General features: G+C 30.1%; 22 protein-coding genes, 1 tRNA gene and 1 riboswitch. Of the genes, 5 read left to right on the top strand and 18 right to left on the bottom strand.

Annotated elements, in window-relative coordinates; translation table 11 throughout:
- Positions 1 to 20: 20 nt before the first annotated feature.
- From FYJ27_RS02645 to FYJ27_RS02630, 4 genes are all read right to left on the bottom strand, one after another.
- Positions 21 to 1,442: a carbon starvation CstA family protein gene (locus FYJ27_RS02645; protein WP_154482701.1), complete on the bottom strand. Its 1,422-nt coding sequence runs from the start codon at positions 1,440 to 1,442 to the stop codon at positions 21 to 23.
- Positions 1,443 to 1,576: 134 nt separating this feature from the next.
- Complete coding sequence (locus FYJ27_RS13005) at positions 1,577 to 2,344, bottom strand: LytR/AlgR family response regulator transcription factor (protein WP_216382893.1); 768 nt, start codon at positions 2,342 to 2,344, stop codon at positions 1,577 to 1,579.
- Entirely contained in the window at positions 2,341 to 4,041 is a 1,701-nt protein-coding gene (locus tag FYJ27_RS02635) for a sensor histidine kinase (protein ID WP_229775445.1), read from the bottom strand. Before FYJ27_RS02635 ends, FYJ27_RS13005 begins: the two co-directional genes overlap by 4 nt.
- Before the next feature lie 34 nt (positions 4,042 to 4,075).
- Entirely contained in the window at positions 4,076 to 5,539 is a 1,464-nt protein-coding gene (locus FYJ27_RS02630) for a DUF445 family protein (RefSeq protein ID WP_154482698.1), read from the bottom strand.
- A 215-nt stretch (positions 5,540 to 5,754) separates the two neighbouring features.
- Here FYJ27_RS02630 and FYJ27_RS02625 point away from each other — a divergent pair, with 215 nt between their 5' ends.
- Positions 5,755 to 6,732: a diaminopimelate dehydrogenase gene (locus tag FYJ27_RS02625; protein ID WP_154482696.1), complete on the top strand. Its 978-nt coding sequence runs from the start codon at positions 5,755 to 5,757 to the stop codon at positions 6,730 to 6,732.
- Positions 6,733 to 6,775: 43 nt separating this feature from the next.
- Positions 6,776 to 6,853 (top strand) — tRNA-Val (locus tag FYJ27_RS02620).
- Positions 6,854 to 6,886: 33 nt separating this feature from the next.
- Here FYJ27_RS02620 and FYJ27_RS02615 read toward each other — a convergent pair.
- The 3 genes from FYJ27_RS02615 to FYJ27_RS02605 all read right to left on the bottom strand — a co-directional run bounded on the left by FYJ27_RS02615 (position 6,887) and on the right by FYJ27_RS02605 (position 10,165).
- Positions 6,887 to 7,894: a calcium/sodium antiporter gene (locus FYJ27_RS02615; protein WP_154482693.1), complete on the bottom strand. Its 1,008-nt coding sequence runs from the start codon at positions 7,892 to 7,894 to the stop codon at positions 6,887 to 6,889.
- Positions 7,895 to 8,127: 233 nt separating this feature from the next.
- Positions 8,128 to 8,913, bottom strand: a complete 786-nt coding sequence (gene proB, locus FYJ27_RS02610; protein ID WP_154482690.1) for a glutamate 5-kinase — start codon at positions 8,911 to 8,913, stop codon at positions 8,128 to 8,130.
- Positions 8,914 to 8,923: 10 nt separating this feature from the next.
- Complete coding sequence (locus FYJ27_RS02605) at positions 8,924 to 10,165, bottom strand: glutamate-5-semialdehyde dehydrogenase (RefSeq protein ID WP_154482687.1); 1,242 nt, start codon at positions 10,163 to 10,165, stop codon at positions 8,924 to 8,926.
- A gap of 175 nt (positions 10,166 to 10,340) precedes the next feature.
- Here FYJ27_RS02605 and FYJ27_RS02600 point away from each other — a divergent pair, with 175 nt between their 5' ends.
- Positions 10,341 to 11,006, top strand: a complete 666-nt coding sequence (locus tag FYJ27_RS02600; protein ID WP_154482684.1) for a class A sortase — start codon at positions 10,341 to 10,343, stop codon at positions 11,004 to 11,006.
- Positions 11,007 to 11,063: 57 nt separating this feature from the next.
- Here FYJ27_RS02600 and FYJ27_RS02595 read toward each other — a convergent pair whose 3' ends face one another.
- The 4 genes from FYJ27_RS02595 to thiM all read right to left on the bottom strand — a co-directional run bounded on the left by FYJ27_RS02595 (position 11,064) and on the right by thiM (position 13,788).
- Complete coding sequence (locus tag FYJ27_RS02595) at positions 11,064 to 11,555, bottom strand: phosphatidylglycerophosphatase A family protein (RefSeq protein WP_154482681.1); 492 nt, start codon at positions 11,553 to 11,555, stop codon at positions 11,064 to 11,066.
- Between the two features lie 140 nt (positions 11,556 to 11,695).
- A complete protein-coding gene (locus tag FYJ27_RS02590) occupies positions 11,696 to 12,340 on the bottom strand; it encodes an HAD family hydrolase (RefSeq protein WP_154482678.1) in 645 nt (214 codons plus the stop codon).
- Positions 12,330 to 12,977: a thiamine phosphate synthase gene (thiE, locus tag FYJ27_RS02585; RefSeq protein ID WP_154482675.1), complete on the bottom strand. Its 648-nt coding sequence runs from the start codon at positions 12,975 to 12,977 to the stop codon at positions 12,330 to 12,332. Before thiE ends, FYJ27_RS02590 begins: the two co-directional genes overlap by 11 nt.
- Entirely contained in the window at positions 12,964 to 13,788 is an 825-nt protein-coding gene (gene thiM, locus FYJ27_RS02580) for a hydroxyethylthiazole kinase (protein WP_154482672.1), read from the bottom strand. Before thiM ends, thiE begins: the two co-directional genes overlap by 14 nt.
- 86 nt (positions 13,789 to 13,874) lie before the next feature.
- Positions 13,875 to 13,984, bottom strand: a riboswitch (TPP riboswitch).
- Between the two features lie 111 nt (positions 13,985 to 14,095).
- Between thiM and FYJ27_RS02575 the strand changes: the two genes are divergently transcribed.
- On the top strand, positions 14,096 to 14,515 hold the full coding sequence (locus FYJ27_RS02575) for an OsmC family protein (RefSeq protein ID WP_154482669.1): 420 nt from the start codon (positions 14,096 to 14,098) through the stop codon (positions 14,513 to 14,515).
- Between the two features lie 47 nt (positions 14,516 to 14,562).
- On the opposite strand, the gene FYJ27_RS02570 is transcribed toward FYJ27_RS02575, so the two are convergent.
- The 7 genes from FYJ27_RS02570 to FYJ27_RS02540 form a co-directional block, all read right to left on the bottom strand.
- Positions 14,563 to 14,808, bottom strand: coding sequence for a hypothetical protein (locus FYJ27_RS02570; RefSeq protein ID WP_154482666.1), 246 nt, complete (start codon positions 14,806 to 14,808; stop codon positions 14,563 to 14,565).
- Positions 14,809 to 14,831: 23 nt separating this feature from the next.
- Positions 14,832 to 15,254, bottom strand: a complete 423-nt coding sequence (locus FYJ27_RS02565) for a winged helix-turn-helix transcriptional regulator (protein WP_154482663.1) — start codon at positions 15,252 to 15,254, stop codon at positions 14,832 to 14,834.
- Between the two features lie 52 nt (positions 15,255 to 15,306).
- On the bottom strand, positions 15,307 to 16,545 hold the full coding sequence (locus tag FYJ27_RS02560) for a cytochrome c biogenesis protein/redoxin (protein WP_154482660.1): 1,239 nt from the start codon (positions 16,543 to 16,545) through the stop codon (positions 15,307 to 15,309).
- 184 nt (positions 16,546 to 16,729) lie between these two features.
- Entirely contained in the window at positions 16,730 to 17,317 is a 588-nt protein-coding gene (locus FYJ27_RS02555) for an HD domain-containing protein (RefSeq protein ID WP_154482657.1), read from the bottom strand.
- Positions 17,318 to 17,427: 110 nt separating this feature from the next.
- Positions 17,428 to 18,891 (bottom strand): NAD(P)/FAD-dependent oxidoreductase, encoded by a 1,464-nt coding sequence (locus FYJ27_RS02550; protein WP_154482654.1) that lies wholly within the window; start codon positions 18,889 to 18,891, stop codon positions 17,428 to 17,430.
- A 133-nt stretch (positions 18,892 to 19,024) separates the two neighbouring features.
- Positions 19,025 to 19,417 (bottom strand): hypothetical protein, encoded by a 393-nt coding sequence (locus FYJ27_RS02545; RefSeq protein WP_154482651.1) that lies wholly within the window; start codon positions 19,415 to 19,417, stop codon positions 19,025 to 19,027.
- 15 nt (positions 19,418 to 19,432) lie between these two features.
- Positions 19,433 to 20,227 (bottom strand): J domain-containing protein, encoded by a 795-nt coding sequence (locus tag FYJ27_RS02540; protein WP_154482648.1) that lies wholly within the window; start codon positions 20,225 to 20,227, stop codon positions 19,433 to 19,435.
- A 167-nt stretch (positions 20,228 to 20,394) separates the two neighbouring features.
- On the opposite strand from FYJ27_RS02540, the gene FYJ27_RS02535 reads away from it, so the two are divergent.
- Positions 20,395 to 21,831: a leucyl aminopeptidase gene (locus tag FYJ27_RS02535; RefSeq protein WP_154482645.1), complete on the top strand. Its 1,437-nt coding sequence runs from the start codon at positions 20,395 to 20,397 to the stop codon at positions 21,829 to 21,831.
- The last annotated feature ends 90 nt before the right edge of the window (positions 21,832 to 21,921 follow it).

Genomic DNA, 21,921 nt, shown 5'->3' with positions numbered 1-21,921 from the left:
CCAACTGGAATGACTATTTTTTATGCTCCTTGGTAACTTTCTTTTTTATTTGCTTTTTTTATAAAATAAACTAGTACTACTATAGCTACTACAAATCCTACTGGATATGAAATTTTAGAAGATAGCTTAAATCCTTCTGGTGCCATCATTATATAAGTAATACTTACTGCTGTCATAAAAGTTGCTGGCAAGCTGGCAATCCAATGAGGCTTTTTAACTTTAACTAAATATGCTGCTGAAGCCCATAATACAATCATAGCTAAAGTTTGATTTGACCAAGCAAAATATCTCCATATAATATTAAAATCAATCCTTGTTAAAAGAAATCCAACTGCAAACAATGGTACAGCTATTGACAATCTATTTTTTATTGGCCCTTGATCATAACCAGCTGCATCTGCTATTGTTAATCTTGCACTTCTAAAAGCAGTATCTCCTGAAGTTATTGGTGCTGCTATTACTCCCAACATTGCCAATAGTCCACCTACTTTCCCTAAAAGAGAAGTGGAAATTGTATTTACAACTCCTGCTGCTCCACCACCATTAGCCATTGCTTCTCCTAATTGTGGTACACCACCAAAGAAAACCATAGCCGCTGCTGCCCAAATCATTGCTATTATTCCTTCTGCTATCATTGCACCATAAAATATCTTTCTACCTTCTCTTTCATTGTCTAAACATCTTGCCATCATTGGTGATTGAGTAGCATGAAATCCACTTATAGCTCCACATGCAATAGTAACAAATAACATTGGCCATAAAGGCAATCCATCAGGATGTAAACTAGATAGGGTAAACTCTGGCAATGTATATCCATCTATTACAAGTGCACCACCTATTCCAACTGCCATTATAAGCAGTGCTAAACCAAATACTGGATAAAACTTTCCTATGATCTTATCTACTGGTAGTATTGTAGCTAAGAAATAATAGGCTAATACTATCCCTAACCAAATATTTGCATTTCCTAATCCAAATAACTTTAAATTCGCCAATAAATCAACTGGTCCCATCATAAATACTGTTCCAACTAGTACAAGAAGTACAACTGAAAATACTCTCATTATTTTCCTTGCACCTTCTCCTAAATAAATGCCAACAATCTCTGATACACTTTGGCCTTCATGTCTTAGAGAAAGCATCCCTGAAAAATAGTCATGAACCCCTCCTGCAAAAATACTTCCAAAAGCTATCCAAAGAAATGCTGCCGGTCCAAATAATGCTCCTTGAATAGCTCCAAATATTGGCCCTAACCCAGCAATATTAAGTAACTGGATTAAAAATACTCTTGGCCAACTCATAGGAACATAATCAACACCATCATTTATTGCATTTGCAGGTGTTTCTCTACTTTCATCTACTCCGAAAGTCTTGTCTACTAATTTACCATAAGTAAAATAACCTACTATTAAAACTATAATACCTAGAATAAAAAAAGACATTAAAAAACCTCCTTATAATTTATATATAATTCACATTTATAATTATATATCTTTATTAATTATATAGAGGTTTTTTAGACAAGATGTCTATTATAAAATCTAAAATGCAATAATAAAGGATAATATGCAAAATTTCAATCTATATTCATAATACTTTTAAACTCTTTAGACTGACTCCTACTAACTGGTATCTTCTCCACAATATCTTTTAATTTAAGATTAAAAGTTGAATTGAACCAGGGTTCAATAACTTCAATTAAATTTAAATTAATTAAATAGCTTTTATGGCTTCTGAAAAAATTTTCTCTCCCTAACTTATCAGAAAGCTCTCCCAATGTATAGTTTGTTTCAAATTTCCCTTTTTTGCTGAAAATAACAGTGTTTTTATCTTCAATAGTAGCATAGATTATTTCTTTTGCATCTAGGGGAATAATTTTTCCATTATCTGATACAGATATTCTAATTTTATTTTCTGTTTCTTTATCTTTTAAGGTTTTAATTAGCTTATCAATTTTGCCAAGATAATCGGATTTGCCTATATTTATATTATTAATAATCTTATTCATACTTTTTGATAGTCTCTCTATTGAAATAGGTTTTAATATATAATCTATAGCATTTACCTCAAAAGCTTCTAATGCATGTTCTTCATAGGCAGTTACAAATACTATCAACGGAATATGAGGTTCTTGTAATATCTTCCTCGCCACATCAATACCACTAATCTTGGGCATTTGTATATCTAAAAATATTAAATCTGGTTTAAGCTTTCTATTTAACTCCAAAACTTCTACTCCATGAGAAGCCTCTCCTATAATCTCAATATCTTTAAAATTTTGTAAGATATAGATTAATTCCTCACGAGCAGGTACTTCATCATCTACAACTATAGCTCTAATCACACAAATTTCCCCCTTTGTTTCTTAGGAATTGTCATTGTAACTATTGTACCCTTATTCAATTTACTATCTATTTTTAATCTATACTCTTTACCATATTTATTTTTTAGTCTACTATTTACATTATTAAGACCTATACTATCTGAATTGTTATCCTCATTAAATAAAGAAGATAGTGTTTCGGGGCTCATTCCTACTCCATCATCTTTTACTATAAGTTCAGTTTCTATTTCGTTATCTATAGCAGTTATTTCTACAGTACCTCCTTCTATCTTCTCTAAAACACCATGTTTTACAGCATTTTCTACAATTGGTTGCAATAATAATGGAGGTAGTAGACAGTCTATTTCCTCAGGAATATTATATATTATTTTTAGTTTATCTCCAAATCTTGCTTTCTCTATTTCTAAATAAGAATTTATATTTTCTATTTCCTTATGAAGTTCTACTTCATCATTTCCTTCTTGTAAATTGTTTCTAAAATAATTTCCTAAATGTATAAGTAGATTTCTAGCGTTATCAGGTTGAGTACGTATTAAAGATACTATAGTATTTATTGCATTGAATAAAAAATGTGGATTTATTTGGGCTTGTAGCGCTTTTAATTCTGATTTTACTAACATCTCTCTTTGAAAATCTACTTTGCTAAGTTCAATTTGAGTAGAAAATATTTGGGCTAGTCCTAATGCTAACTCTTTTTCTACTTTAGTAATGGAATTTTCTTCTGTTTTATATAGTTTTAATGTTCCAATAACTTTATTCCCTTCAGTTAAAGGTACAATTATTGCAGATTTAAGGCTACAATTTTCATTTTCACATCCTATCTCGTCTTGAAAATTAGCCACTGAATATTTACCTTTTTTTATTGTTTCCCTAGTTAAATTAGTTTTTATTGGACTTCCTGGAAAGTGGTGATCTTCTCCAACCCCTACATGAGCCAATATCCCTTCTCTATTGCTGAAAGAAACAGCCTTAACATTAGTCATTTCTTTTATTATTGTAGCTGTTTCATATGCAGTAGTTTCATTGAATCCCTTTCTAAAGTACTTTAAAGTTTTATTAGCTATTCTCAATGCTAACTGGGCTTGATAAGCAGCAGCCGTTTCTAAATCTTTAAAAATACTATCAGTTATAGCAATAAAAACAGCTATACCTATTCCATTTGTAATTATCATAGGTATACCTATGATTTTAACTAGGCTTAATGCTTTTGAAAAAGGTTTAGCAAAAATCAATATAATTATCATTTGTAAAACTTCTGCTGCCATTCCTGTAATTAAAGAAAATGCTAATTTATCTTCATATTTTTCCATTCTCTTTTTTAAAAAACCAGCCATAATACCTTCCATTAAAGTAGACAACGCACAAGCAAAGGCAGTAAATCCCCCTATATCTATTAAATATCTATGGCCTCCTGCTATTATTCCAGATAAAACCCCTACGAAGGGGCCTCCTAGCAGCCCTCCTACGAAAACGCCAACTACCCTAGCATTGGCAATGGCTCCACTTATAGGTATACCAGTATAAGTACCAATAATGCCATAGATTCCAAATATAAAAGACAATAGTATTTTATCTTTTACATTTATATCTTGTTTTGAAATTAACTTTCGGAACAATCCTATTTTAGACATGAAAAAAGCCAATAAAATTATTATTGCTACTCTATTAATCAAGCTTTTGAAAATTATTAATAACAATTTTCATCATCCTTAAATTTATATTATATACATACTATATCAATTGTAAAATAGGTGATAATATACCCATTATTCCTCCAAGAAGTGCACCTAGCCATGTTATTGCTTTTAATTCCTTACTTGCTATTTCAAGTATAATTTCTTCGGCAAAAGCTACATCAAATTTATTTATTTCATCTTCAACAACTTTTGAAATATTAAATGATTCGATAATATCAGGTAATTTGTTTTTTATAAACTTTTCAAATATGACCTTGGAAAAATTTATAATCTTTTCAACTGTAGTCTCCTCAACACTTTCTAACATATATGAAATAGGTTTTTCTACGAATTTTTTTAGACTGTCGTGTATGATTGATTTTATATTATTGTACAGTGTTTCGGAATTTAAAATTCCATCAATATTATCTGATATTAAATCTATAATACCTTCCTTAATATCTGATTCTGAAAATTTTATTTTTTCCTCTACTATGCTAAATACTTTTCCTTGATTTTCCTTATTTAAAATACGTTCTAATATAACATCTGAAATTTCCCATCTATTTTCATCATCAATATTTGATGAAATACTTAAAACTATATTGGATATCTCACTTTCTAGTAATTTATCTATTAAAGATTTAATTATTAATATAATGTTTTTATTGTTTTCTGGATTATAAATATACTTTTCTATGCTATCAAATATCTTATTTGAAATCATTTCACTGTTTATAAATATAGTTATAGCTCTACTTACATTTTGAGAAACAAATTTGTTAATGGATTCCCTAATTTTCATATTTATTGATGGACTTTCAAATAGGTCCCTCAAACTATTTGCAATATATTCACTATTTTTATCAATATATTCATTAATCGAGTTAACTACATCACTAGGTATTACTTCCTCTAAAGTTCTATCATCCTGTGATAATTCATATATCTTTTTATCTATAGTATTTTTAACTTCTACTCTTATTTCATCGGATTTGGATAGATTGGACATAAATTTCTCTACTTTTTTCTCCATAGGTTCATAAAAGTGCTCAATAGGTTTATGAGATATTCTATCTTCAATTAAATTCATTGTCCCATTTTTAAAGCTTTCTCCCTTTAACTGTAAATATATAAAATCTGTAATTTTCTTTTCTAAGATCTCTAATGACTTACTATAATTTTCATTGTCAAAATCCATGATAAAGTCTTTTATAGTCATATCACTTTCCTTTAATCTATTTATATTACATATAATCCAAGACCTTATTTGATTATTTATTTTATTACTAGATATAGCTTGTGTAACTACTTCAGGAGACAAAAGATAAACACCTATTGTATTCCCTACACTTTTAGCTATCCTACTTTTTTCCTTTGGAATAAGACCTGGTGTGAAAGGTACATGGATACCTAGAAACTTCTTCTCATAGTAAGGTCTAAATAACATTTTTATAGCAAGCCAATTAGTAATATATCCAATAACTCCTCCAACTAATATTGGTATTATGAATTTCATTTTTCCACTCCTTATACTAGTAGTATTTTATTTGTTTCCCTTTACAGATTACAATTATAATACTATCCCTAAAAAAATACAATTATCCAAATTAAATAACATATTTTAACCATCTTATTAGATATAGTATTGTTTAAAGTGGATAAATAAAATAAACTGTGCTAAACTATTTATAACAAAATCAAGGAAAATTTCTAATTAGAGGTGGCTATACTATGGATAAAAAAATACGAGTAGGAATAGTTGGATATGGCAATTTAGGTAAAGGGGTAGAGTTAGCTCTTAGGGAGAATAAAGACTTTGTACTAAAAGGTATATTCACTAGAAGAGATCCTTCACTTATAGATACAAATTCAAAAGTAATCCCCCTTTCTAAAGTATTAGACTATAAAGATGAAATAGATGTTATGTTTCTTTGTGGTGGTTCAGCTAATGACCTTCCCCAACAATGTCCAATACTTGCAGCTTGTTTTAATACTATAGATGCCTATGATAATCATAGTAAAATACCTGATTATTTCAATATGGTAGATGATATTGCTAAGGATTCTAATAAGGTAAGTTTAATTTCTATAGGTTGGGATCCTGGCCTATTTTCACTTAATCGTTTACTTAACCAAGCTATATTCCCAAATAGACAAAGTTATACTTTCTGGGGTGAAGGGGTGAGCCAAGGACATTCTGAAGCTGTTCGAAAAATAAAAGGTGTGAAATATGCTGTCCAATATACCATTCCATTGGAGGAAGCTATGGAAAAAGTAAGGTCAGGTAACAATCCTCAACTTACATCTAGAGAGAAGCATAAAAGGGTTTGCTATGTAGTACCTTTGGATTTTAATGACACTAATAGGATTGAAGAAGAAATAAAAACTATGCCAGATTATTTTGCAGAATATGATACTACAGTCCATTTTATAACAGAAGAAGAATTCCTAAAAAACCATTCTAAAATGCCCCATGGAGGATTCGTCATTTCTACTGATATAAATAAAAACAATCATAAACAAAGAATTGAATTCAATCTATCTTTAGAAAATAATCCAGAGTTTACTGCTGCTGTATTAGTTGCTTTTGCTCGTGGAGTTTATAGGATGTCTTTAGAAGGTAAGAAAGGAGCATTCTCTATATTTGATATTCCTCTTTCATATATTTCTCCAAAATCCAACGAGGAATTGAGAAAAGAATTGTTATAATTGAAAAAAGAATAATTTTATGATAATATATGAGTAACTTTGTGGGCGATTAGCTCAGCTGGTTTAGAGTGCCACGTTGACATCGTGGAGGTCATTGGTTCGACTCCAATATCGCCCACCATATTACTCTTTCATTTCTTTAATACATTCTCTTTTAAATCCAAACATAGTTTAGTATTAAATAAACAAAATACATTCCTGATAGAAAAGCACCTTCTGTTTTTGTAATTACCTCATCTTTATTTTTAGCAAATATATGGAAAGCAACCAGTACAATTAACATAGTTGGTATTTGTAATTTATAAAAATTAGTTGGTACCAATAGTCCTTCTTTTGTTACTGCTGCAGCACTTCCAATAACAAATAACACATTTAGTATATCTGCACCAATAATATTACCTACTGCCAGTTCTCCATGCCCTTTTCTAACAGCAGTAATAGCAGTTACAAGTTCAGGTAGACTTGTACCAAATGCAACTAAAGTTGCTGCTATAACGCTCTGTGGAATTCCTATGCGAATAGCTGCTATTTCAACACTTGGAATAAGCACTTTAGATGAAATAATAACTAAAGTTATTCCTATAACTAGTTTAATCAATTGTATAAATAAAGAACTTTCCTCTCCTTCAATTTCTGATGAAACTGCTTCATTAGATTTTTTTGCCCAACTAATTGTTCCTATAATATAGAGAATCAATAAGCCAATAAAAAGAAAACCCATCCACTGAGTAATTATTCCATCAGGACCTTTAGAAAAAAAGGGTAAACTTACAATAGCTAACAATATACCAGACATTAATTGTAGACTACCTTGACGTTTAATAGTATTTCTATCTATTGGCAATCTTCCTATCAATGCTGCAATACCAATGATTAGACCTGTATCTGCAATAATTGATCCAATTGCGTTTCCTAAAGCTAAATCTGGATTACCATTAATTGCAGCAAATACTGAAACAGTTGCTTCAGGTAATGTAGTTCCTAAACTTACAATAGTAGCACCTATAATCATTTTAGGAACGCCCCAACGAATAGAAAGACCAACAGCCTCATTAACTAAAATATCTGCTCCTTTACTTAATATGTATAAGCTAACCCCAATAACAATAAATAAAACCAATGTTGAAACTTCAATAAGAGTAGAATGAATTAACCCTTCCATTATTTTTCTCCTTTCATATTGTTAAATTTAAAGTACATAAAAAAACTCCACAGTTTATTTATATAAGAATAAACCGTAGAGTCTCACTAAGCCAAACTAACTAGCCACCAAAGCCGGGATACTATCCGTCATGACGACTTTGGTTCCATATAGGAAAGTTACTCCCTCTAGTATAGAGAATTATATAGGGTTTAAAAGTAGTTGTCAAGATAGCTTCTGTTAAAAGCTAGTTTCTATATAAAAAGTGTTCCCTTTTCTTCTCCACTTGCTAGCTTTTCTATTATATTTTCTTTCTTCCCATTGGCTACTATCATGTTTATGCCATATTTATTTACAAGTTTTGCTGCTTTTAACTTAGTTGATATGCCTCCAGTTCCAAAAGAACTAGACTTACCTATTGATATATGCTTTTCTAATTCATCTACATCATCTACTAGTTCAATTAATTTAGCATCCCTGTTTTCTACAGGACTTTTATCATATATTCCATCTATATCGCTGAGAATTATGAGTAAATCTGCATTCCATAATACTGTAGTTTGAGCTGCTAGCATATCATTATCCCCTATTTTTATCTCATCTACACAAACCGTATCATTTTCATTTACTATTGGTATAACCTTTTCGTCTAATAATGTAAATAATGTATTTCTTATATTTAATGTTCTTGCATGATTATTAAAATCTTCTCTAGTCAGTAATATTTGAGCAACATGGGCATTATACTTGTTAAAAATTATTCTATAGGAATCCATAAGTTCTACTTGGCCAATGGCACATAGTGCTTGTTTATAGTTTACATCCTCTTTTCTTGACCACTTATCTATAGTTGATACTCCTGCAATTCTAGCACCTGAAGATACAATAACCACTTGCTTTCCTTCATCTACTAAGGACTTTACCTGCTTAGCTAGACTATCTATAAATTCCTTATTTATAATTCCATCTTCACTAGTTATTGTACTGCTGCCAATCTTTATAACTATTTTATTGCTGTTTTTTATTATATTCTCTGCCATATAAATCCCTCTACTTTCTTATTTGTCCATCTCCTATTACTAAATACTTATATATTACTAACTGTTCTAAGCCAACTGGTCCTCTTGCATGGGTTTTTTGAGTACTTATCCCCATTTCTGCACCAAATCCAAACTCTCCTCCATCAGTAAAACGGGTTGATGCATTTACATAAACTGTTGATGCATCTACTTTTCTTAAGAAAATTTTAGAATTAGTAAAGTTTTCTGTAACTATTGCTTCTGAATGTTTAGAACCATAGACCCCTATATGATCTATAGCTTCATTAATATCTTTAACAACTTTCACCGCTATTATATAGTCTAAAAATTCTTCTTTCCAATCAGATTCTTTTGCTTCTTTTGCTTCTATTATTTCCCTAGTTTTAGTACATCCTCTTATTTCTACAGTATCTTTAAATTTATTATAAATCATAGGCAAAAATTCATCTGCTATAGCCTCATGGACTAATAATGTTTCACAGGTATTACATACTCCTATACGCTGTGTTTTTGCATTATTTACAATATTCAACGCCTTCTTAATATCTGCACTTTCATCTACAAATATATGACAATTGCCTACACCTGTTTGCAATGTAGGTACAGATGAATTTTCCACTACAAAATCTATTAACTCTTTTCCACCTCTAGGAATTATTAAATCAAGATATTCATTGGCCTTAAGCATATCATTAACATATTGCCTATCTTTTTCTTCTATAAATTGGACTACATCTTCCGATATATTACTTGCTCTTAAGCCTTCTTTTATAGCATTTACTAAAGCTTTATTAGAATGGATAGCACTGGAACTTCCTCGTAGCATAATACAATTGCCACTCTTTAAAGCCAAACTAAAAGCATCTACCGTTACATTAGGTCTCGATTCATATATTATGCCAATTACCCCCAATGGAACTGTCATCCTCGATATAGTTAGTCCATTTTCTATAGTCCATACTTTATCACTTTTCCATATAGGGTCTTGCAATTTAATTACTGTATCAATGCTTTCTATTATACCATCTAACCTACTATTATCTAGTTTTAATCTGTCTATTAATCCAGCTTTCATATTATTCTTTTCCGCTAGTTCTATGTCTAAAGCATTGCTTTCCAATATATCTTTTCTATGGTTTTCTAAGCTTTCAATAACTTTTTTAAGGGCCCTATTCTTATCCTCTGTAGAAGCTGTAGAAAGCTCTGTTTCTACTTTTCTTAACCGTCTTCCTTTATCAGATATATAAGTCATAATTTTTCCCTCCTTATTATTTTAATTTTATTTATTTCTCCTATTATATCAAAAATATTATAAATAACAAAAGCCTCTCAAACCAATAATATAGGCACTTTATCCTTTAGTTGATAAAATAAGTATATTCATATATAATTTGCTTATAATAATTTCTCATGTGGAGGTCAATATTTTGAAAAAAATAGTAGCAACAATATTGATAATAATTGGTATAATCCTAATACTAACCCCTTTTTTAACTGAACAGATAATTAAATACTATAATAAAAATATTTCTATAGATGAAATAAGTATGGAAAACATAGAAGCAAATGATAAATTAGAAGGAGAATTTGATTTTTCGAGTGTAGAAGATGTTGATATAAGATCTATAATAAATGGTACTATGAACTTTGATAAAAATCTTGTTGTTGGAGTACTAATAATTCCCGATCTAAATATCAACCTTCCTATACTTAAAGGATTAAATGATTCTAATCTTATGGTTGGAGCAGCTACAATGAAACCTGAACAATCTATGGGAGAGGGAAACTATACCTTAGCAGGACATCATATGAAAAATAAAGAGCTCCTTTTTGGAAGCCTTATGGATATACAAGTTGGAAGTAAAGTCATTATATCGGATAAAAAAAATATTTATGAATACAAAATATATGATACTGTTGTAGTTCCCGATACTGCTATGGATATGATTGAAGATGAAAAGGCAGAAAAAAAAGGTAAACCAATAATATCTTTAATGACTTGCTATCATTCTTCTAGGACTGGAAAGAGATTTTTTGCTTTAGGAGAATTAGTCAATAAATATCCTTTTGAAGATAATAATGCCATCAACTAATTTAACTTTGTAGTTATAAAAAACAGCCAACATTGGCTGTTTTTTTGTTGTCTTCACTTATTTCCTAACAGAGTGGGCTATTCTACTAGCTGCTGCCGCTGCAATTGCTGCTACTAAATCATCTAAAAATGTATTTACTTCTTCACCTTTAGCCTCATCTAACTCTTTTATTATTCCTATCTTCTTTTTATCTAAATATCCATAATTGGTTAAGCCTATAGTCCCATAAACATTTACAATGGATAAGGGAATAATTTCATCAATACCATATAATCCTTCATCTGATTCTACTATACTTTGAAGAGGTTCAGGTAGAAGTTTCTTCTCTGCCAACTCATCTAGAGCTATACCTGTTAAAATTGCATGAATTATTTCTCTCTTCTTAAGTACAGCTTCTACACTTTCTAAACATATTTCCAAAGTTAAATCTGGATAATAATCTTCTTGAAGATGTAATACTATTTCTCCAATATCCTCTAATTTCACTCCTCGCTTTTCAAGCATTTCTATTGTCATCTTATTCAATTCTTCCATATTATATCTTTCCATAACATACCATCCTTTTCTATTATTTAATAATATAAATATTTATTATAATTTCACACTAATTATGTATACCCAGTAACTACTAAACTATATTATAGTTTTAAACAATTTATAAAATATTATGAAGTAAAAACCGTTCTAATTTAATTGAAATTAAATTCTTTAAAAGATTCTATATAGCCATCACTTATTTTCTTTATTTCTTTTCTATCTTCCCTTGCAGATTCATCTTCTACACCTATTACATAAAAATTAGCTTCTTTAGCAGCTTTAATACAATGAAGTGCATCTTCATATACTATTATTTCATTTGGACTATATCCTAACATTTCTGAGGCTTGTAAATATATTTCTGGATTATCCTTAGGGATTCCAGTTTCTCCACTAGTCAATATAAACTCAAAGAAATCTAATACTTTAAGCCTAGTAAGTACAATTTCTGATAACGCCTTATCCGTTGCAGTAACAATACACATTTTAATATTTTTTGATTTTAGTTTTCTGAGATAATAGACTACACCTTCTTTAAGACCTATCTCATATCTATACTTATCTTCTACCATTCTATTAAACTCATATATTATCTCATCTACAGATAGATCTAAGTTGAACTCATCTATAAAATATTTTGAAGACTCTTGAAAGCTCATGGTCTTTAATGTATCAGAAAGATTTTTGGGTGGAATTTTTCCTTTAGATTTCAAAAACTCTTCTCCAATATTTTCCCATACAGCCATGGAATCTATAAGGGTTCCATCTAAATCAAAAATTGCTCCTTTAAACTTCATAGTCTACTATTCCTTCTGACAACTTTCTTAATCTCTTTGTAGCTTCAAAGATATTGGCCTTTGAAAATATTGCAGATATTACACAGATACCATCTATATTTGTTCCCTTTAACTCTTCTATATTCTCTTCATTGATTCCACCAATGGCAACTATAGGTATAGATATAGCCATAGATATTTCTTTCAACTGTTCTAAAGAAATACAATTAGCATCAGACTTTGTTGATGTTGGAAATACTGCCCCTACCCCTAGATAATCTGCACCTTCTTGTTCTGCCAATACTGCCTGTTCAACTGTTTGAGCTGAAACCCCAATTATTTTATCTTCACCAATTAGCTTTCTAGCCTCTTTCACACTTATATCCTCTTGCCCTACATGTACTCCATCTGAATCAACAGCTAAAGCTACCTTTATATTATCATTTATAACAAAAGGTATATTATACTTATCAGTAACCGTCTTTATTTCTTCAGCTTGTTTTACAAAGTCATTGAAGGATAGATTTTTTTCCCTCAATTGAATAAAAGTAGCTCCTCCTTTTATTGTATCTTCAACTTGATTTGATAAAGTTTCACCTTTAAGCCAAGTCCTATCAGTTATTGCATATAAAAGCATAGACTTTCTATCTAATTTCAATTTTAGCACCTCCATTTAATATTTCGCTATCCATCTTACTCATAAAATCAATAATATATGTTCCATAAGTTGAAGTGCCACCACCAACTTCTTCTAACTTGTCATGGCCTAATTCACCACAAATACCCATGGCACAAACAGCTGCTGCCGTTGCTTCAAGAATATTGTTACTATTTGCGCCACAGAAACTACCTATAACTGTTGTTAGCATACATCCTGTACCTGTAACTCTAGTCATAAGTGGATGTCCATTCCTAATTATATAAGTCTTTTCACTACTTGATGCTATATCAATCGCCCCAGTAACTACAATAACTGCTCCTGTTTTCCTACTTAATTTTTTAATAAAAGCTATAGTTTCATCAATATTTTCATCAGTTACTATATCATTTTCATCAACATCTACCCCTTTAGTTATACCTTTTCCTCTATAAATTGTTTTTATTTCCGATATATTGCCCCTTATAACTGAAAAATCTACCTCTTTTAATAAGTCAAAAACAAATTTTTTTCTAAAACTTGATGATCCTACTCCTACAGGATCAAGTATTACAGGATGTCCTAATTCATTTGCCTTTTTACCCGCTTTCAGCATCGCTTGAGTTGATTCTCCATTTAATGTACCTATATTAATAACAAGCGAATTAGCAATAGATGTTATATCTTCTACTTCATACTTACTATCAGCCATTATTGGTGAGCCTCCAGCTGCTAATATTATATTAGCGCAATCATTAACTGTCACATAGTTTGTTATAGTGTGGACAATGGGCTCATTCTCTCTTACATTTTCTAAAATTTTCTCAAACATAAGATATCCCTCCATTATATAAAATAGAGATCTGTATAATACCAATTTTCTAAAAAAATATGGAATCTACCAAAGGGTAAATTCCATTAAATTTCTAAAACTTTCCCTACGTTGGCATTATCCAAATCAGGTTTAGGGTCGAAGCTGCAATTAGCTTCCTCTCAGCCTGTATGCACAAGCTCCCCAATATTTATTTGTACTATATATATATTAACATAAAAATAGAACCAATTCTAATCTATAAAACCTTTTATTTATCAATTAATTGGGTAATAGAATTATAAGGTATATTAGAAGGAGTGATTTTATGGAAAAGAAAAAACTTCATGCTAAATTAAAAGGAAATATGGGATTTGAAATGGACCTTGATGGTCATAAATTCATTACTGATGCATCTGAAGAAATAGGTGGAAATGATCTTGGACCCCGTCCAAAACAACTTCTTTTAGCTGGATTAATTGGATGTACAGGTATAGATGTTATGTCAATTTTGAAGAAAATGAAAGTTGAACTAGATGATTTAAATATTGAAGTAGAAGCTGATAATACAGAAGAACATCCAAAGGTTTATGAAAATATTCACCTAACTTTTAGATTTAAAGGTAAAGATCTTCCTAAAAATAAAATAGAAAGGGCTGTATCATTGTCTCAAGAAAAATATTGTGGTGTTTCAGCTATGTTAAAAAAAGCTACACCAGTTACCTATGAAATAGTATATGAAGAATAATTTTAAGCATTGAGGATCTATTAAAAGACCTCAATGCTTTTTTTATTTCACTGTTTTTTCTTCTTTTCTTGAAAATCACATATAGTATATAGTACTAATGATACAATAAATAAACCTATTGCTATATACATTATTGGACGATTGTCGTCTATGGGACATACTCCCTGTGGCAATCCTCTTCTACTTATATAAATTTTATAAAGTCCATAAACTGCTACTAAAAGACCTGTATAAAAAATATAGTTACTTATTTTCTCTAAATTCTTTTTTACATAGTTTAGAATATTATCCACCGCCTCTCACTTCAACAAATAACTCAATAATCTTTCACTATTAGATCGTCTACATATTCATCACAGTTTTCACAATAATATTTAATTTTTACTTGCTTTCCACATTCTCTATGGCATAGGGTTCTATTACAATTATCTAAATATTTATTTGCCCAAAGTATCATAGAATTAAACACATGATTAAAATCTTTCCCTTTTTGTGTCAGCATATATTTATATCTAGGTGGATGTTCATTATATAGTTCTGAGTATATAAGTTCATTTTCTTCAAGGAGCTTTATCCTATTAGAAAGTATATTTGTAGGAATAGAATCTAAAGATTCCTGTAATTCTTTAAAAGTGTTTTTATTTTTAGATATTCTATGAAGAACTAACATAGTCCATCTATCCCCTAAAATATTAAGTGTTTGAGCTAGATTACATTCTAAATCATAAGTAACTTTCAAAATACCATCTCCCTTGTAACTCTATGTTAACTACCAATTTATATAAAATATATTAATCTGCAACATCTATAATATTCTCCATTGTTTCTTTACTCATAGCTCCTAAAACATAATCTACTATATTTCCATCCCTATCTATTATAAATGTAGTAGGTAAAGACTGGATACTATATGTTGCCATAATATCCCCAGTTTCATCAAATACTACTGGATATGTGTAGCCTTCTTCTTTTAAAAATTCAATTATTTCTTCTTTAGAACCTTCTCTTCCTAAGTTTGGACCTGCTACACCTAATATTATAACATCTTCAGCATTTTTCCCTCTTTCTTTATAAACCTCCTCTATATCAGGCATTTCCATCCTACATGGAGGACACCATGTAGCCCAGAAGTTTAAAAATACTACCTTACCTTTATAGTCACTTAGAGTATGGGTTTCACCATATTGGTCTACTAAAGTAAAATCTATTGCTGGAATTTTATTTTCTTCATTTTCTGTACTTTCTTCTGAAGGTTCTTCTTTATTAATATCTTCCTCAGTATCCTCATCTGTTACTTCTTGACTATATTGTGTTGGATTCTCTTCTGACTTTTTAAAATATCCTGCTATCTTATCAGTTCCTCCTAAAGCCATTACTAAACCAGTTATTATAAGAATAGCCCCTCCAATTTTTTGAATTGTTTTCATATTACGTTTCACGTTATCTACATATTTTAATAACCTATTATAAAATATAGAAATAATTATAAAAGGCAATGTAAATCCTATAGTATATACTAAAATCAATAGGTTCCCAATCAATGCACTATCAGAGCTTGAAGCCATAATAAGTGCAGAAGCAAGCATAGGACCAATACATGGACTCCATCCGAAGCTAAAAGTAAAGCCTAATAAATAAGCTGTCCATGGTTTCATCTCTCGTACCCCTACATTAAACTTCTTTTCTTTTTGGAGAAATGGTAGATTTAAATATCCTAAGTAGAAAAGTCCCATTATAATTATAAGAATTCCACCTATTGTAGTCATAATCTCTTTATTACTTGTAAAGAAATGTTTAAATGCATTTATTGAAGAGCCTAGTATAAAGAAAGTTGTAGATATACCTAGTACAAATAGAATAGTATTTTTAAGTAATGGACTATCTTTTAATTTAACATTTCCTTCTTTTAAATTCTGTACACTACTACCTGACAATATGGCTAGATATATTGGTAAAATTGATATGACACAAGGTGAAAAGAAAGAAAGTAATCCTTCAACAAATACAACAATAAAATTTATATGCTCCATACCCAAAGCCGCCTCCTTTTCATATTAAATATAGTATTAACTTTATTTTTCGAAGTCACTTTATTTTTTAAAGTTACTCTTCATTATAAATGTATTATATGATTAAGTCAATAATTTTATTATAAAAAATGGAAAATAAAAAAGAATGCTAAAGCTTTAGCATTCTTTTCACATAATTTTAAATTTAAACCTCTACATTGCCTTTCAATCCAATTTCATCTGCTACTTTTTGCATTCCCTTTATTGTTTCTTCCATAACTTCATTTAAATCCATTCCAAGCATTTCAGCGCCTTCAGCAATAACTTCTCTATTTACTCCAGCAGCAAATCCTTTGCTTTTCCATTTTTTCTTCAAAGATTTTACTTTAAGATCTAGTATACTCTTGCTTGGACGCATTAAAGCAGTAGCAGTTATGAGTCCTGTTAGCTCATCAGTTGCATATAATACTTTTTCCATTGTTTCTAAAGGTTCTACATCGGAACATATCTTCCATCCATGGCTCTCTATTGCTCTAATATAGTCTTCAGGCCAATTTTCTTCTATTAATATCTCCCTTGTTTTTTTACAATGCTCTTCTGGATACATTTCATAATCAAGATCATGTACAAGTCCTATTATTCCCCATTTTTCTTTATCTTCCTCATTAAATAGTTCTGCAAAGTGGAGCATAACAGCCTCAACAGCTAATGCATGTCTTATTAGACTTTCATTTTTATTGTACTTTTTCAGTAGCTCATAGGCTTCCTCCCTAGTTGGAATCTTCTCTACCATTCTCCATCCCCTCCTGTCTTTTAAACTAATACAATTTAATATTATTTATAATAATATCTGTTATGTCAAACTTTGTCAATTTCAATTAATATAAATTTCAACGTATAGGTTTATTCTTCTTCAAGACTGTTTAAATAATCTAATAGCTCCGACTTTTGAACCCTATTTACTCCACTATGTTCTATATCATAGGAAGGATCTATTTTTTCACCATATTCCCTTTCCATAACTTCAATAACCCTTGGCTTACAAAAATCACCTTGGCACCAGCCCATAGTAGCTCTAGTCCTTCTTTTCACTCCATCAATGGTCTTTACTTTTATACCTCTATGCAATGCATCTACAATTTCTTCCTCTAGCACTTGTTCACATCTACAAACAATCCTTCCTTCAGAGCCTAATGGAAGTTCTATTTTATCCTTTATTTCGTTAAATGGTTTTAAAGGCTTCTTAATTATAATCGGCTTCCTATAAGGATCGAAGTTTGGATTCTCTTCTAATTTCAATCCAGCATCTTGAAGAATTCCTATAACCATTTCAGCAATAGCTGGTGATGATGTTAGACCAGGGGATTGGATACCTGCTACATTAATAAAACCTTTAACTTTTGTTTCCTCTATAATAAAATCATTTGTTGAACTTCTAGCCCTAATTCCAGTAAAACTTCTTATAAATTGCTTAGGATTGATTTTATCATATAAACTCTTAGCTTGTTGGTATATCTTGGCTATTCTTTCCACATGGGTTGATGTATCTTCTCTTTCAATTTCATCATTTGCATCTGGTCCAATAAGAAGATTTCCATAGTAAGTAGATGTAACTAATACACCTTTCCCAAGTTTAGTTGGAAGTTGGAAAATAACTGTATTTATAGGATCACCTGTACCTCTAGTAAACAAAATATACTCTCCACTTCTAGGAAGAATTTCAAAATTATCTACCCCAACCATTTTAGAAATCTTGTCAGAATATAGTCCTGCAGCATTTACTACATATTTCCCATAGTATTCTCCCTTATCTGTCGTTACTTTAAATCTATCCTCTATCTTTTCTATATCTATAACTTCATTCTCAAGTTCTAATTTAACACCATTCTTTATTGCATTTTCAGCCATGGCAATAGCCATTTCATATGGTGAACAAACCCCTGCCCCTTTACAGTACAATGCCCATTTAGCATCATGGGTTAATTCTGGTTCAATTTCTCTTATTTCTTCAGAACCAATAATACTTAAATCATCTAGCCCATTTTTAATACCATTTTCCATTAGCTTTTCCAGTGGTTCTTTATCATCTTCTGTACTAACTACTAATGAACCAGTTTCTTCAAAACCAAAATTTAATTCTTCATTTAGTCTCTTAAATTGTTTTCTTCCTTTATAACATAACCTTCCTCTCAAGGTTGAGTGGCTTTCTGCATATCCTCCATGGACAATTGCACTGTTGGCCTTTGTAGCTCCCATGGATACATCAATATCTTTTTCAATGATTAATACTTTAGTGTTATATCTAGATAACTCTCTTGCTATATTAGTACCTATTATACCTGCTCCAATTATAATTACATCGTACATTTTTCACACTCCTTTTAATATAAATGCTGCTTTAATATTATATTTACACATGATTTCATAGCTTTTTACAAAAATGCTTATAAAAAATGCTTATAATTTATTAATAATTTAGAAGTATTTTTATCTATTGTTTCTAAGATTTTTTAATCATTACAAGTTTACATTTTGGACATGTAATAGAGATCTTCCCTTTTCCTCTGGGAACACGAAGGGTTTGCTTACAATTAGAACATTTAAAGTATTTATAGTCCTTTAAATCTTTTATTCTTTGAATCCTCTTATTTACTTTTCTTTTTATGGGATTCCAAATGTTTAAAAATTTAATATTTTCCTGATATCGTTTGGATATGTTTTTAGAAAATATCCTATAAATAACTATTACTGAAATAATTGTACAAAATATATTTAATATAGAACTATTAAAAAATCTCAATAAAATGGTACAAATCAAATTAACTACTATTAATGCAATTGACAACTGATCTACTCCGTACCTGCCTACCATAAATTTCCTTAGCCAATTCATCTATAACCCTCTTTTCTAAGACATTCTCCTATATCTTTCTATATTGCTATCACTTAAAAACTCATATGCATTATTTATCTTTTGAAACATAACTGTTGCATCTGGTGATTTATTTAAATCTGGATGGTATTCCTTTGCTTTTTTCCTATATGCTAGCTTTATTTCATATTTATCTGCATCATATTTAACACCTAGTAAATCACAACTTTCTTCATATTTCTTTTTAAATTCAATAGTTGGATCTTGGTACATATTTTGATTACTATTGCCAGCATTTTGTCCATACCATTCATAGTCAGAATAACCGCTGTTTTGTCTTTGATACTCAGACCATTGTCTAAACCTTTCTTCCCATACTCTCTGTTGTTCATTCCAACGTTGTTGCTGTTCTCTTCTCTTTCTCTCTTCTTCCATTCTCCTATATTTATCCTTATATTCACTAAATGATTCAAACTGATAACTTATTCCATCAATAAGATATCTTGCACGATCAAATAAAAACTCTGTCACAATATACTTTATATATTTTAAATAAGATACAAACTTGGTTCCCAATAATGGAAATATAACAAAAAATAAAATAGCAAAAAGAACTAAAGGATTCATTAAAAGTAAAAGACCAAGGGGACCAGAAAATATGAAAAGTAATAGACAACCTCCCATACCTATAAAAGCAATAAGCCCTTTAGTAACATTGCCTAGAACTGTCACTATAGCTTCCACTACTTTTATAAAAACATCCAATACTACTGATAATAACTTGGCAATACCATATAAAATCTTACCTGCTGCTTTTTTTAATATATTCATATATAACCCTCTTCACTTCTAATATTCATTCATATGTTTATAAATTATATCATATAGACAACATGTATTTCTAGCTTTTAAATAAATCCCTTAAATATCACTCTTATATTTGAGCTTATATATATAATCTGATAAAATTAGACTAAATATTGGGAAGGAGTGATTTTATGAACTTTAAACTTCAAAAAGGTGGAGAGGTTAAAATAATACCAGTTACTAAAGAAACAAAAGAATTAGAAGATGCTAATGAACTATATTCATATTTAATGAAAAAAGATTTATTCAAAGGTAATTGTGGTGAAATTTATTCAAATGCTTTATATTCTAAAGATAAAGTTATATTATTAGGACTTGGTGAAAAAAATAAGATAACCTGCAACTCTCTTAGGAAAGCTTTTTATAATCTGGGAGTAGAATTAATGGATTTAAAAATTGAAAGTGCAGATATTTCTATACCTATCTTTAAAAACATTGACTATAAAAATACAGTTCAAGCTATTGTTGAAGGATTATTACAATCAGAATATAGTTTTGAAAAATATTTAACTAAAAAGAAAACTATACCTAGTGTAGAGAATATTTATCTTGATATATTAGAAGAAAAGAAAGAAGAAACTATTGAAGCTATAGAAGAAACAAAAAATTTAATAGAAGGTATCTTTTTAACAAGAAATCTTGTAAATGAACCTGCTATGTATATGACACCTAAAGCTCTTGCAAATAATGCAAAAAAAGAATTAGAACAGGTTGGAGTAGAAGTAAAAGTTTATGGAGCAAAAGAAATTGAAGAATTAGGCATGGAAGCTTTTCTAGCAGTTTCCAAAGGCTCTTCACAAGAACCTCAACTAATTGTAATGAACTACAAAGGCAATCCTAATTCAGATGAAAAATTAGCCCTTGTTGGAAAAGGTTTAACTTATGACTCTGGTGGATACTCTATTAAAACTTCTAATGGCATGGTTACTATGCACTCAGACATGGCTGGTTCAGCATCTGTTATAGGAGCTATGAAATCAATAGCAATGTCAAAGCTTAAGAAAAATGTAGTTGGAATAATAGCTGCTTGTGAAAATATGATTTCTGGTAAAGCTTATAAACCAGGTGATATTATTGGCTCTATGTCTGGAAAAACTATAGAAGTATTAAATACAGATGCAGAAGGCCGACTAACTTTAGCTGATGCGCTATGGTATGCTGCTGATGTAGTTAAAGCTGATAAAATAATAGATATAGCAACTCTTACTGGTGCATGTGTAGTAGCTTTAGGAAATATAAACACAGGTGCCATTACAAATAATGATACTCTTATGAACAATGTTAATAAAGCTGCTGAAATTGCAGGAGAACCAGTTTGGGAATTGCCACACAATGATGAATATAAAGAATTAATTAAAGGAACTTTTGCTGACTTGAAAAATTCAGGTGGTAGAGGTGCCGGAACTATAACTGCTGGACTATTTCTTCAAGAATTTGTAAAAGATACTCCATGGGTTCACCTAGATATTGCAGGTACTTCATACCTTTCTTCTAAAAATGCTTACCTGCCAAAAGGTGCTACTGGAGTACCAGTTAAAACTTTATACTTTCTAGCAAAAGAATATTAGTATATAATACTTCCTAGTTAAGTGAAAGCTTAGCTAGGAATTATTGCTTTAAAATAAGTATATGATTAAAAAACTATGGTACAATATTTA

Origin of the sequence: Anaerosalibacter bizertensis, assembly GCF_009696605.1 — a bacterium.
In the GTDB taxonomy this organism is placed as follows: Bacteria; Bacillota; Clostridia; order Tissierellales; family Sporanaerobacteraceae; genus Anaerosalibacter; species Anaerosalibacter bizertensis.
Note: the sequence above shows the minus strand (reverse complement) of the source record. Positions and strands in the feature narration are given on the sequence as shown.